Here is a 12,718-nt window from a genome sequence, read left to right as displayed (position 1 = left end):
TTTAACCACGCCAACAAAATCAAAAGAGTGAGTCCCCCGATGCGCCTGAGTCTCAAGGCTAAAGTCCTGTCCCTTGCCGTTCTGCCGGTGCTGCTCTTTGCGCTGGTCATCAGCGTGACCACGCTGTTCATCCTCCAGGAACAGGCGCGCAAGGAGGTCGAACAGACCCGCGAGCGGCTGCTCAGCGACGCCAAGGCCACCCTGCAAAGTTACGTCGCCGTGGCCATGACCACGATCAAACCGCTGTACGACGCCGCCGCACCGGGCGATGACGCGGCGCGGGCGCAAGCGATCAAATTGCTCTCGGGCATCCGCTACGGCAAGGACGGCTACTTCTTCGGCTACGACTCCGAGACCGTGCGCCTGTTCAAGGCCAACGATCCCGATGGTGTGGGCAAAAGCTTCAAGGACAACCGCGATCCGAACGGCGTCTACGTCAACCTCGGCCTGGTCAAAGTGGCCAAGGACGGCACCCACTATCTGCAATACAGCTCACCGCTGCCGGGTAACGCCAAGGTGCTGGTGCCGAAACTCGGCTACACCGAATACCTGCCGAAGTGGGACATGGCGGTCGGCACCTCGGTCAACCTCGACGGCATCGAAGCGCAAGTGGCGCAGGTCGAGGCGCAAGTGCAGGAGCGCGTGCAAGGCGTGGTGCTGAGCATCGTCGGCGTTGCGGTGCTGGTGCTGTTGGTGATCGCGGCGGCGGGCATGCTGCTGGCCAACACCATTCTGCGCCCGCTGACCCTGATGAAAGCCAACCTCGACGACATCGCGGCGGGCGAGGGCGACCTGACCCGGCGCCTGAACATCACCAGTCAGGACGAACTCGGCGAACTGGCCGGCTCGTTCAATCGTTTCGTCGACAAGATCCACGGCTTGGTGCGGCAGATCACCGAGATGACCACGCAACTGACCGGTCTGGTCACCCAGGTCTCGGAACAGGCGCAGCGTTCCGATCAGGCCATGGAGCGTCAGCGCCACGAAACCGATCAGGTCGCCACGGCGATCAACGAAATGTCCGCCGCCGCTCAGGAAGTGGCGAAGAGCGCGCAAAACGCTGCCGTCGCCGCTCAGCAGACCGACGAAGAAGGCCAGAGCGCCAAGCGCGTGGTCGCGGGCAGCATCAAACAGATTCATGCGCTGGTCGACGACATCCGCAACAGCGGCGTGTCGCTGGACAGCCTGCAGCAGGACGTCAGTTCGATCGTCGGCGTGCTTGGGGTGATCCGTTCGATTGCCGAGCAGACCAACCTGCTGGCGCTCAACGCCGCGATCGAAGCGGCGCGCGCCGGTGAGGCCGGGCGCGGGTTTGCGGTGGTTGCGGACGAAGTACGCGCGCTGGCCAGCCGCACGCAGATCAGCACCCAGGAAATCCAGGGCATGATCGACCGCTTGCAGGCCGGCACGCAGCAGGCGGTCGAAGCGATGCGCCGTTCCAGCGAGGCCGGCGACGGCACTTCGCAGCAAGCCAATCAGGCTGGCGCATCGCTGGACGCCATGGCGCAGTTGATCGCGACGATCAACTCGATGAACGCGCAGATCGCCAGCGCAGCGGAAGAGCAGACGGCGGTGGCCGAAGAGATCAACCGCAGCGTGCATCAGATTGCCGTGGCGGTGGACAGCGTCGCCGATGAAACGCAACTGGGCGCGCAAACGTCGCGCAGTCTGGCGGAGCTGGGGCAGCGGTTGGGCAAGCTGGTCGGGCAGTTCCGTATCTGATGGCCTGAAAAGCCCCTCACCCTAGCCCTCTCCCAGAGGGAGAGGGAACCGATTGGGGAATATTGCGGGATTACGCCGACCTGAAAGTCCTGCTTTGAATCCATAATCGACGCGGTTTTTCAGGTCGATGCAGTAGGTGGGACACCTCGGTCGGTTCCCTCTCCCTCAGGGAGAGGGCTAGGGTGAGGGGGCTCTTGATCTTCAGGCTCTGTCCCAATAGGGAATCTCGCCAAAGCACTCGACAAAAAAATCAATCACCGTCCTCACCTTCACCGACAACCGTCGGCTCCCCGGCCACAGCACCGCGATCTGCTGCGGTTCCAGGCTGTTCGACACCTGATACTCCCTCAGCACCGGCACCAGCGTGCCCTCGCGCACCGCTTCGCCAATCAGCCACGACGGAAACATCACCAGCCCGAGGCCTTGCTGAGCGGCCTGGGTCAGGGTGTCGGCGTGGTTGCCGGTGATCGGGCCTCTGACCGTGTATGGCGTCCAGTCCTCGCCGTCGCGGCGGAAAAACCAACGCTGCTGACCGGCCGCGCCTTTATAGGCCAGGCACTGATGTTGCGCGAGTTCGTTCGGGTGCTGCGGCGTGCCGTGGCGTTTGAGGTAGGCCGGGCTGGCGGCGACCTGAAAACGGTGCGGCGCCACAATGCGTGCCTGCATGCTCGAATCGTGCAGCGCGCCGATGCGAAACAGCAGGTCGGCGCCTTCCTGTAGCGGGTCGACGTAATGGTCGGTTTGCTGGATATCCAGTTGCAGCTTCGGATAGCGCGCGCAGAGCTCGCCCAGCCAGGGCGTCAGATGGCGTTGGCCGAACACCACCGGGGCGTTGATGCGCACCAGTCCGGTGGGTTCGCTTTGCTGTTCCTGCAACGCCTGCTCGGCTTCTTCCAGTTGCACCAGCAGCAACCGCGCATGGTGGCCGAGCGTGCGCCCGGCTTCGGTCGGCGTGACGGCGCGGGTGTGGCGGTAGAGCAATTGCTGGTTCAGCGCCTGTTCCATCAACTGGATCTGCCGCGAAATCGAGGAGGGCGCGACCCCTTCGCGGCGGGCGACTTCGGAAAAACTGCCGTGGTCGAGGACCGCCACAAACAGCCTTAACGCTTTGAATCCGAGTTCGTTGAGCCCGTGCATGCCGTGTCTCGCTGTGCGTGTTGCGCAAAAGTGTTGTCCGGATGCTCCCATTTATCGCACAGCGGCGCCAGCCGATAATCCGCGCCATTGTTTTTGAGTGTGGAAGGTTATGTATGCAGACGTTGGATGAAGGGGTGGTTGCTGCACCGGTGAAAAGATCGGTGTTGCGTCTGCTGGTGCTGCCGCTGGTGATTCTCGCTGGTATGGGCTTGTCGGTCGAGGCTGGTTTGCTCGGGCCGCTGGGTGAGCAGGTCGGGCATTTGTGGGCGACGTTGAGCATCTTCGGCGTGGGTTCGGCAATTCTGTTTTTGCTCTTGCTGTTCGCCGGCCCACAGAAAGGTCCGGCGCTGACCCAGTTGCCGCGCTGGCAGTTGATCGGCGGTTTTCTCGGGCCGATCTACGTGGTGGTGTTGACGCTGGCGACGCCGCATATCGGCATTGCCATGACGATGATCGCGATTTTGTCCGGTCAGGTCGGCAAGAGTGTGCTGATCGACCATTTCGGCTGGTTCGGCGCGACGCGCAAGAAGGTCAACGGCGAGCGCTGGCTGGCGTTGGGCTTGATTGTGGTGGCTTTGGTTCTGATTGCGCGGGGGTGAGTGATGGGTCTGGTGATTTTGTTGGTGGTGGTGGTATTGGCCGGTGCGGTGTTGAGTGTGCAGGCCGCGATCAATGGGCGTTTGGGTGAAACGGTGGGGGTGCTGCGTAGCAGTCTGCTGACCTTTGCGGTGGGCGCGGTGGTGACCGGGTTGTTGATTCTGTTTTTCGAGCCGGCGCAGGCGGTGAGTCTGCTTGAGGTGCCGAAGTGGCAGTTGACCGGGGCGCTGTTTGGTGTGGTGTACATGATGGTGATGGTTGGCGCGGTGCCGGTGGTCGGGACGGCTGTGGCGACGGTGGCGGTGATTGTCGGGCAGTTGGGGATGGGGATGTTGATCGACAATTTCGGCTGGTTGGGGAATCCGGCGATCGGCTTGTCTGCGAGTCGGATGTTGGCGATGGTGTGTCTGGCGGTGGCTTTGGTGTTTATGTATCGGAGCAGTTTGCGTTCTGAGTGATTGGATTTGAGTACATATCCGTTGCTGCGGTTGTTGCTGATTACGGTTCCGCTCTTACAGCGGGTCACTTTTTCAGACGCCAAAAAGTAACCAAAAGGCTTGGCCCCGGCGTTCGGCCCGCTCGCTGGGGCTCGGGGTTCCTTCGCTCCGGGACCGATCCCTCCACTCAGCCTGCCGATGGGGCCGGCACGGCAAGATCAAGGGCGGTACTCGAGCTTGCGCTCATTGTGTTGAGTGGTTAGGAGCGGGTGGTGTCTGGCTTTGGTTTTGTGCCGGGATTCGCCCCTCACCCCAGCCCTCTCCCGAGGGAGAGGGAGCCGACCGAGTTGTTTCGCGTTATACAGCGAACTGAAAGACCTTATCGATTATGGATTCGGTGACGCACGATCAGGTCGGTGTACTTTTGAAGCACTCCCCAATCAGTCCCCTCTCCCTTTGGGAGAGGGCTAGGGTGAGGGGCTTTTGATGTCATGTGCAGGTCTGTGCAGCGCGATGTCGTTCTGGTGGGAGCGAGCCTGCTCGCGAAAGCCATCTCTGCGTCGCCCAATCTCTCAACAGTTGGTCAGCCTGCAACACCACCTTCTACACTGTCCCTTACGGCTTACCACTCAAGCCTCAGACAACCACTACGCAAGGAGTCTGTCCCATGTCCGATAAAAAATGCGACTGCCCGGGCTGCAACTGCACGATCAAAGAAGGCGAACATTCCTACGCTGTACACGGTAAACACTATTGCTGCGAGGCTTGCGCTCATCACCACAAACACGGTGAAGAATGTGCGATGAAGGGCTGCGGTTGCGCTCATCCGAAATAAGCGCGGCAAAAAAAAGTGGAGCCTAATCAGGCTCCACTTCCATTTTCAGACTGTCGTCTTCCTGTCGTTCAAAGTGCCTCACCGTGCCTTGCAGTGTTCGCCCTTCGACCTTGACCACCACAACCTTGGCTTGGTGGAGGTCTTCCGGTACCGGTGCCTGGACGCACAAGGTGAAGCGGTAAGGGTCATCCGCGACCGTTTCCAGTGCGACTGCGCAATTCACCGTTTTGGTGATCTGGCCGAAGAAGGTGGTCAGGCCGTAGTCCAGTCGGGCCGTGTGATAAGTGTCGGTCATCGGTCGATTCCCCCTGTCGATTGCCAAGCCTGCGGTGGAGGCGGTGGGGTCAGTTGGTCTGGCGCCAGGTGACGTTTTCCAGGCCGAATTTTTCTGCCATCGGTTTGCTGGTCTTTTGCACTTTCTCGCGGCCGAAGCGCGGGATGCGACCCACGCCCGCGTCGCAGCTTGCCCAATGCCAGGCTTCGGCGTTGTCCATTTTGTCCGAGCGGATAATGAACGACTTGGGGGTGCCATGCAGTGTGTAGTCGATGACGTAAAGTTTTGCGTTGTTCATAAAGCCCGAATTCCTCCCTGTGGTATTAAACGGATCGCGCTGTGCCGGGAAAATTCATTCGGATTGTCCGACGGTATCTATCGTTGGCGAGTGCGCGGCGTGCTGGTTACCATGGCGGCTTCGCCAACCCCCTGTGAATGCTCGCCATGGCCCTCGCCGCGCCCCCTGATCTGACCGACACCGATGTGCCCGTGCAACCGCTGGCGCGGACCTATCCGCGTGGTTTGTTCATCGAGCCGCACGAGCATGTCTGGGGGCAGTTGCTGTATGCGATGAGCGGGGTGATGTGGGTCGAAACCCCGCACGAAGCGCTGGTGGTGCCGCCGCAGCGGGCGGTGTGGTTGCCGCCGGGGGTGCCGCACGGGATTCGGGTGGTGTCGGATTTGCAGATGCGCAATATCTACCTGCGCCCGGCGCTGGCGGCGACGCTGGATGCGACGGTGCAGGTGATCGAAGTCGGTGGTCTGCTGCGCGAGTTGATCGTCGGACTGGTGGCGCAGGGCGATGACGGCGAGGCTGAGTATTACGATGCACTGGTCGGGCTGGCATTGCTGGAACTGCGCCGGGCCAGGCGTTCGCAGTTGAAGATTCCACTGCCGGACGAGTCCGACCGGCGTCTGATGAATCTGTGTCAGGCGGTGATGGCCGCGCCGTCGCTGGAGATCCCGTTCGAGCAGCATGCGCAGAACGCCGGGGCCAGCGTGCGTACCCTGGCGCGCTTGTTCAAGGACAGCCTCGGCATGGGCTTCGCCGAATGGCGGCGGCAGGTGCAGTTGGCGACGGCGGTGGCGGCGTTGATTCAAGGCGTGGCGGTGAGCGTCATTGCTCGCGAACTGGGTTATTCACCGAGCAGTTTCAGCGACATGTTTCGCCGGGAGCTGGGGGTGGCGCCTTCGCAATTCTCGGCAACTTGAACAGATCCATGTGGGAGCGAGCCTGCTCGCGAAAGCTTTGCACCAGGCAATGAAGTGCTGACTGGAAGACCGCATTCGCGAGCAGGCTCGCTCCCACACGGTTCTATGGCGGCTGCAGAAGGTTTGTCCGAAATTCAGAAGTCCTTGGCCGATACCGCTCCGCCCGTTTCCCTAGACTCTGCCCATCACTTATCGCGGCGGAGTTCCTTTCATGAACTACCTCATTTCTCTGGCCATCGGCCTGGGCGTCGGCCTGCTCTACGGCGCGCTCGATTTCCGTTCTCCCGCCCCACCGGCCATCGCGCTGGTCGGTCTGCTTGGCATGTTGGCCGGTGAGCAGTTGTGGCCGCTGGGCCGGCAACTGGTCGCTGGCTGGGTGTCCTGAATTTCCCTTTTTCCTTTCGGTGGATGTGCCCATGAAAGCGTTGCAATTCGATCAGACCGGCGACCTGTCTTCCCTGCGTTTCGTCGACGTTCCGACCCCGGTGCCCGGCGCCGATGAAGTGCTGGTGCAGATCAAGGCTGCCGGCCTCAACCCCAGCGATGTGAAAAACGTCCTCGGGCGTTTCCCTTACACCACGCTGCCACGGGTTCCGGGGCGGGATTTTGCCGGGGTGGTGGTCGAGGGGCCGCAAGCACTGATCGGTCAGGAAGTCTGGGGTACCGGCCGCGAGCTGGGCTTCTTCGCCGACGGCGCCCATGCGCAATTCGTCAAATTGTCGGCCCGTGGCGTGTCGCACAAACCGGCGCATTTGAGTTTTGCTCAGGCGGCCAGCGTTGGCGTGCCGTACACCACGGCGTGGGATGCGCTGGAACGCAGCCTGGTCAGCGCCGACACGCGCTTGCTGGTGATCGGCGGCGGGGCAGTGGCAACTGCGGCTTTGGCCCTGGCAAAAGTGCGCGGCGCGCAATTGCTGGCGGCGGCGCGCCGGCCCGAGCAGGTAGCCGATCTGCAGCAGCAGGGCTATCAGACGATTCAACTGGATAAGCCTGAAGAGCTGGGTGCGCAGGTCAACGCGGTGTATCGCGGTGGCGCCGATGTGATCTTCGACACCACCGGCTTCTGGCTGCCCGCTTCGGTGGCGGCACTGGCGACCTTCGGTCGCATCGCCATCATCGCCGCACCGGTCGACGGCCACGTGCAATTGCCGGCGCTGGCGCTGTATCGCAAGGGCGGTTCGGTGGTCGGGATCAACTCGTTGTTGTACGGCGTTGAGGCGTGCGCGGCGATGCTCGAGCAGTTCGGGCGCTTCTTCGATGAGGATCGCTTGCCGCTGCCGCAGGGCTTGGTGGAGGTGCCGCTGTCTGAAGGGCCGGCGCGCTATGCTGAGGTCAATCAAGGTGGTGGCGACAAGATCATCTTGCTGCCCTGACTCACGCAAATCCCTGTGGGAGCGAGCCTGCTCGCGATGACGGTAGATCAGTTAAACCGTCGGCGACTGACACACCGTTTTCGCGAGCAGGCTCGCTCCCACAGGGGAAAGGCATAGGATTCGGGATCATTTCCGTAGGATCCCGGCCGCTTCTCTGTGGGCCACGTCCTTTTCGCTCGCAGGCCGGCAAAACAGGGAAAGGTCTGACTTCACCCATTGCAGTGCACCGTTGCACAGTCCCGTCTTTCAATCAGACACAGGGACAGGTGGATGCGCATCGCTGGCAGGCCCGTTGTTTTCACTCTCGAGATAGAAGGCGTTGCCCACGATCTTCAAGTGTTCGGCTTTCGCACCCGGGAAGTGCTCAACCAGACCTATGAACTGGATCTCGAGCTGGTCAGCGAGCGGCCCGATGTGGATCTGGAAGGCTTGCTGCATCGGCCGGCCTTTCTCTGTTTCGGTGCCGACGGTAGCGGCATGCACGGGCTGGTCTATCGGGTCGGCCAGGGTGATTGCGGTGTTCGGCTGAGCCGTTACCAGGTCACCCTGGCGCCGCATCTTGCCTACCTCGCGCATCGGCGCAATCAGCGGATTTTCCAGAACCTGAGCGTGCCGCAGATCATCGCCAATGTGTTGAGCGATCACGGCATGCAGGCCGATGCCTGGCATTTTCAGCTCAGCGCCGAGTACCCGGCGCGGGTGTATTGCGTGCAATACCAGGAATCCGATCTGCACTTCATCCAGAGGCTGTGCGAAGAGGAGGGTCTGCACTTTCACTTCCGCCACCGCCGTGAGGCGCACCTGTTGGTGTTCGGCGACGATCAAACGGCGTTCCTCAAACACGACGTGACGACGCGCTATGTGCAGGGCAACGGCCTGGTTGCCGATGCGCCGGTTATCGACCAGTTCACTGTGCGCCTGGAGCCACGCTCCAACCTCGTCGAGCGCCGCGACTATCACTTCGAAAAGCCCGCAGTGCAGTTGGACGCCAAGGTCAGTGCAGCGCGGGTTCCGCTGCTGGAAGATTATGAGTTTCCCGGGCAGTTCACCCATCGCGAGCGCGGCAAGCACCTCAGCCAGTGTGCGCTGGAGCGCCATGGTGCCGACTATCGTCTGGCTAACGGACGTAGCAATCAGGCGCTGATGCGCGGCGGCAGTTTCATGACCATGGCGGATTACTCGCGCGCCGACTGCAACGATTTATGGTTGCTGACCGAGGTCGAGCACATCGGCAAACAGCCGCAAGTGCTCGAAGAAGCGTTCACCGAGCAGGTCGACGCTGATGGTTTCAGTCAGGGCTATCGCAACCATTTCGTCGCGACGCCGTGGGACGTGGTGTTTCGCCCGCAGCTCAGGCATGTCAAACCGCGCGTCAGTGGCAGTCAGTTGGCGGTGGTGACCGGCCCGCCCGGCGAAGAAATCTACAGCGATGCCTACGGCCGCGTGAAAGTGCAAATGCTCTGGGATCGCGACGGCCAGCGTGATGAACAGTCAAGTTGCTGGCTGCGCGTGGCCACTGCCTGGGCGCATGACCGCTACGGCAGCGTGCAGATTCCTCGCGTCGGTATGGAAGTGCTGGTGGGCTTCACCGATGGCGATCCGGACAAACCGCATGTGCTCGCCTGCCTGCCCAACGCCGAAACCCCGGTGCCACTGGACCTGCCGGCGCAACAGACGCGTAGCATCTGGCGCAGCCAGAGCAGTCCCGGTGGCGGTGGTTACAACGAACTGCGCATCGAGGACCGGCAAGGCGCGGAAGAAATCTCCATCAGGGCGCAGCGCGACTTGGTGCAGCACGTGCTCAACGACTTGCGTGTGCAGATCGACAACCTGCACAGCCAAGTGATTGGCGGCGTCTCCAGCCTTGAGTTGCGCGACGAGGAACATCACCTGACCCACGGCAATCGCCTGACTGAACTCAAGCAGGACGATCATCTGTGGGTGCAGGGCGAGCAGCATGTGCGGGTCGCCAGCCAGCGCGTCAGTGCCGCGCAGCAGCTGCATTTCGGCGCGGGCGAGCAGGTGGTTTTCAACAGCGGCCTGCAGATCACTCTGGCTGCTGGCGGGCATTGGCTGACGGTCGGCGCCGCCGGCATTTTCAGCAGTGTGCCGGTGGTGCAGGGCGGGGCGCCGACGGTGTGTCTGCCAGCGGAACCCTTGCTGCCGGGGGCCGCGCCGTTGCTCAAGGCGACGTTCGATGCCGTGCAGCAACGGCATGCGCTGCTGACCACGCGGACCTCGCGTTGCCTGATTTGCGAGGCGGCCCAGGCATGAGCCTTTTGACGGATTGGCCTGAAGGTTTGCCGTGGGCTGAGCAGCAGGCGTTTGTGCTGCTCGACGGTGCGACGATCGCGGATTTGCCGGCGCAACTGCGAAGGCTCGACCCCGCCGCCAACGCTTTTGCGCTGTACGACCAGCCACCGTTTTCGGCCCTGCGTGACGTCTCGCCGCTGCTGGTGGCGCTCGCTGACGCTGACGATCCGGTGGCGCGGTTTTATCGCCAGCACGCCCAACAGGAATGGGGCGTGCTGTTGTTCAGCGCCGCGCCGGCGCATGAAATTGTCGCGCACTTGCGCCAGTTGCTGATCATCGAGTTGCCGGTCGGCTCGCCGGTGTTGTTGCGCCTGGCGGATGCCGCCGTAGCGCAGGCGCTGTTTGCCAGCGGCGATGCGAGTCTGTTCGGGCCGCTGGGGTGCGTGGTCACGGCGGATGGCGCGCGGGGAGTCTGGCACTGTCAGCGACCTCGGCACGGGCAGGGTGGGGCGCTGGTGGCGCCGTATCGGTTGAGTGCGGAGCAGGATGCCGCGCTGGATCGGGTGGATCGGCGGCGGGTGTTGCTCGACATCGATACCCACCTGCTCAAGCACTTTCCTGACTTTCATGTCGGGGACACGGCAGTTGAACGCTGGCAATTGTTGGAACGCATCCACGCCCATGCCAGCGAGCTTGCCTTGAGCAGCCCGTCCGAGATTCTGCTGTACGCCAACGTGGTGGCATGGCTGGACGATGCAGCGTGCAGTCGGCACCCGCAGATCCATCAGCTGATGCACACACCTTCGCTGCAATCCCCCGGCGAGCGCGTTGCGATTGCCGCTGCAATGGCCTTTCGATGGGCCTCTGAGAGACATCAATCATGAATCACCCCGCCATCCTCGATGCGTTAGCCGCCTCGAAAGCGCCCATTGGTGCGCCAGCCGCCTGCCCCTTGCGCAACACCCACGTGCAACTGCTACCCCTCGCTTACGGCCTGGTGGAAAAACCCTTCGACCCCAGCACCGAACTCACGCTGCCGTACACCCTGACCACGCGCCCCATGGGCATCCGCCGCCTGCGCGACGGTTGGCTGTACATCGTCGACAGTCTCAACGGTGAGCTGTACGAATATCGCGTGCTCGACGGTGTCATCAGCGCATTGCTGCATCGCGGCAAAAGCGTCAGCGAGGATCAGCGCAGCGCCATCGAAGAACGTCCGGCGTTGATCTTTTCGCGCAAAAGNATCACCACCACGTGGAACAGCGGCCAGTTTGTCTTTACGGGGCTGCTCAGGTGTAGGGCAAATACCATTCGCTACCGATACATACCGGTTATATCTGGAGGAAACCAAGTCCCCGTGACAACGAACGCTTGCTCACCGAAAACCGTGGCACTCAGCGCGAGCTGATGTCATCAGCGCATTGCTGCATCGCGGCAAAAGCGTCAGCGAGGATCAGCGCAGCGCCATCGAAGAACGTCCGGCGTTGATCTTTTCGCGCAAAAGCACCCTTTACGTGACCTTCGCCGATGTGCAGTTGAGCGCGGCGAAATGCCGACAGGTGCTGGACAGCGCGGAGGAACGCGAGCACTTCATGCAGGCCGTCGATCTCGGCCCGGTGCATTGTCTGATCGGCGGCGAGCATTTGCTCACCGTGGCTCAGGCGAAACAGTGGCTGGCGGAAGTGGCCTGCACAGCGAAACCGCTGGCCGAGGCGGACGCCACGCGGATGCCGGCGTTGCAGGTCAGCGATGCGCCGGAGCACGAACGCGAACCCTATCTGTGGGAAAACCCGCGACGTTTTCGCGAGGCGCATATCGGCGAATTTCTCGGGCGGGTGCGCGGACCATATCAGGACGACACGCTGTTTCTGCTGGTCAACGACGACCTCGGCGTGATGCGCGATCTGGCTGATTATCAGGACCTGGTGGTCGGCTGGATCGAGCAGTGGAGCAACACCGACAACAACGAGCGCGACTATCTGCTGGCCAGTTACATCGAGTCGCTGAGCCAGCTCGGATCTCAGGACTTCGACACTTTGGCCGGCCAAGGCCAGCGACGATCCGCGCGCCCAGGCATTGTTTGCTGAACTGGAGCAATTGCCCGAACCGGATCGGGAAAATACCCGGCAGGCGCTGCTCGACTATTTGAACAAGGGTGGTGAGGTCGAGCCAGTTGCAGTCGAAGCCACGCCTGAGTTGCAACAGCTTCGCGAAAAGGCATTGGACGAGTCACTGGCGCTGAACCGCTTCGACGGCGTTGCCCCGGATTTCACCGCGCACGCTCGCGTCACCGCCGAGGCGGACCGACGCTTTTATACCCGCGAATATTTTGTTGAAGTCGCCCCGGCCGACTTCGTCGAGCGTCACCTGAGCACACTGGTTGACCTCGGCAAAGATCAGAGCCGGCGCATGAAAGACGTGCTCGACGGCCCATTGCTCAGCGGCAAACGCGGCATCAACGACCTGATCGACCGCCCGGCCATGGACGAGGTGCTGAACAGTCATCGCGACAACCTCGGACGCTGGAATCGCCTGCTCGAACGCATCACCGCCGATCGCGCGCAACTGCTGTGCGCCGGGCGTTTCCATCGCTCGGCGTGGTATTTCGACGGGCAACTGCCGGCGCAGATCGATCAGGCTTTCGCCAGCGAATACGCCTGCCTCAAGGACATCGGCCGCAGCGACGCGGCCAACGAGCAAATGCTCGATTACCTCGAACAACACCCGCAACTGACCCGCCCGCTGTTCTACACCTTGCCGCTGCGCATGCAGACCGAACAGGCCGGGCAATATTCAACGCTGTTCAACGCCGGCATGGCGATGTCACCACCGAACCCCAGCAGAATGATGGTTTCGTCGGACGCTTCAGTAGCCATCT

General features: G+C 62.1%; 13 protein-coding genes and 3 pseudogenes. 13 read left to right on the top strand and 3 right to left on the bottom strand.

The window, feature by feature from the left end:
- Positions 1 to 39 precede the first annotated feature (39 nt).
- Positions 40 to 864, top strand: a pseudogene (locus ASG55_RS27770) (cache domain-containing protein); the annotation flags it as partial.
- 36 nt (positions 865 to 900) lie between these two features.
- Positions 901 to 1,722 carry a methyl-accepting chemotaxis protein gene (locus ASG55_RS27765; RefSeq protein WP_370695145.1) on the top strand — a complete coding sequence of 274 codons (822 nt, stop codon included), beginning with the start codon at positions 901 to 903 and terminating at the stop codon, positions 1,720 to 1,722.
- A 201-nt stretch (positions 1,723 to 1,923) separates the two neighbouring features.
- Here the strand turns inward: ASG55_RS27765 and ASG55_RS24945 are convergent, their stop codons facing one another.
- Entirely contained in the window at positions 1,924 to 2,859 is a 936-nt protein-coding gene (locus tag ASG55_RS24945; protein ID WP_056791371.1) for a LysR family transcriptional regulator, read from the bottom strand.
- Positions 2,860 to 2,972: 113 nt separating this feature from the next.
- Here ASG55_RS24945 and ASG55_RS24940 point away from each other — a divergent pair, with 113 nt between their 5' ends.
- From ASG55_RS24940 to ASG55_RS26650, 3 genes are all read left to right on the top strand, one after another.
- Positions 2,973 to 3,458, top strand: coding sequence for a DMT family transporter (locus ASG55_RS24940; protein ID WP_056791368.1), 486 nt, complete (start codon positions 2,973 to 2,975; stop codon positions 3,456 to 3,458).
- Positions 3,459 to 3,461: 3 nt separating this feature from the next.
- The gene (locus ASG55_RS24935) at positions 3,462 to 3,914 is read left to right on the top strand and encodes a DMT family transporter (protein ID WP_056791365.1); all 453 of its coding nucleotides are present in this window, start codon (positions 3,462 to 3,464) and stop codon (positions 3,912 to 3,914) included.
- 646 nt (positions 3,915 to 4,560) lie between these two features.
- A complete protein-coding gene (locus ASG55_RS26650; protein ID WP_016775405.1) occupies positions 4,561 to 4,728 on the top strand; it encodes a metallothionein in 168 nt (55 codons plus the stop codon).
- Positions 4,729 to 4,750: 22 nt separating this feature from the next.
- Here ASG55_RS26650 and ASG55_RS24930 read toward each other — a convergent pair whose 3' ends face one another.
- Together ASG55_RS24930 and ASG55_RS24925 are read right to left on the bottom strand one after the other, a co-directional pair.
- Complete coding sequence (locus tag ASG55_RS24930) at positions 4,751 to 5,023, bottom strand: hypothetical protein (RefSeq protein ID WP_056791362.1); 273 nt, start codon at positions 5,021 to 5,023, stop codon at positions 4,751 to 4,753.
- Between the two features lie 49 nt (positions 5,024 to 5,072).
- Positions 5,073 to 5,300 carry a DUF6555 family protein gene (locus ASG55_RS24925; protein ID WP_016775403.1) on the bottom strand — a complete coding sequence of 76 codons (228 nt, stop codon included), beginning with the start codon at positions 5,298 to 5,300 and terminating at the stop codon, positions 5,073 to 5,075.
- A 137-nt stretch (positions 5,301 to 5,437) separates the two neighbouring features.
- Between ASG55_RS24925 and ASG55_RS24920 the strand changes: the two genes are divergently transcribed.
- The 8 genes and pseudogenes from ASG55_RS24920 to ASG55_RS24890 all read left to right on the top strand — a co-directional run.
- Positions 5,438 to 6,214, top strand: coding sequence for an AraC family transcriptional regulator (locus ASG55_RS24920; protein WP_056791359.1), 777 nt, complete (start codon positions 5,438 to 5,440; stop codon positions 6,212 to 6,214).
- A gap of 211 nt (positions 6,215 to 6,425) precedes the next feature.
- A complete protein-coding gene (locus tag ASG55_RS26645; protein WP_081932387.1) occupies positions 6,426 to 6,599 on the top strand; it encodes a DUF1427 family protein in 174 nt (57 codons plus the stop codon).
- A gap of 31 nt (positions 6,600 to 6,630) precedes the next feature.
- Positions 6,631 to 7,587, top strand: a complete 957-nt coding sequence (locus ASG55_RS24915) for a quinone oxidoreductase family protein (RefSeq protein WP_056791356.1) — start codon at positions 6,631 to 6,633, stop codon at positions 7,585 to 7,587.
- A gap of 270 nt (positions 7,588 to 7,857) precedes the next feature.
- Positions 7,858 to 9,861 carry a type VI secretion system tip protein TssI/VgrG gene (gene tssI / locus ASG55_RS24910; protein WP_056791354.1) on the top strand — a complete coding sequence of 668 codons (2,004 nt, stop codon included), beginning with the start codon at positions 7,858 to 7,860 and terminating at the stop codon, positions 9,859 to 9,861.
- Entirely contained in the window at positions 9,858 to 10,724 is an 867-nt protein-coding gene (locus ASG55_RS24905) for a DUF4123 domain-containing protein (RefSeq protein WP_056791351.1), read from the top strand. Before tssI ends, ASG55_RS24905 begins: the two co-directional genes overlap by 4 nt.
- A pseudogene (locus ASG55_RS27555) lies at positions 10,721 to 11,082 on the top strand (toxin VasX); the annotation flags it as partial. The gene ASG55_RS24905 and the pseudogene ASG55_RS27555, both read left to right, overlap by 4 nt.
- A gap of 179 nt (positions 11,083 to 11,261) precedes the next feature.
- Positions 11,262 to 11,927: a hypothetical protein gene (locus ASG55_RS24895; protein ID WP_056791345.1), complete on the top strand. Its 666-nt coding sequence runs from the start codon at positions 11,262 to 11,264 to the stop codon at positions 11,925 to 11,927.
- A pseudogene (locus ASG55_RS24890) lies at positions 11,917 to 12,718 on the top strand (toxin VasX); the annotation flags it as partial. The gene ASG55_RS24895 and the pseudogene ASG55_RS24890, both read left to right, overlap by 11 nt.

The sequence above is a fragment of the Pseudomonas sp. Leaf434 genome, from assembly GCF_001425545.1.
Taxonomy (GTDB): domain Bacteria; phylum Pseudomonadota; class Gammaproteobacteria; order Pseudomonadales; family Pseudomonadaceae; genus Aquipseudomonas; species Aquipseudomonas siliginis.
This window is presented reverse-complemented; position numbering and strand designations above follow the sequence as displayed.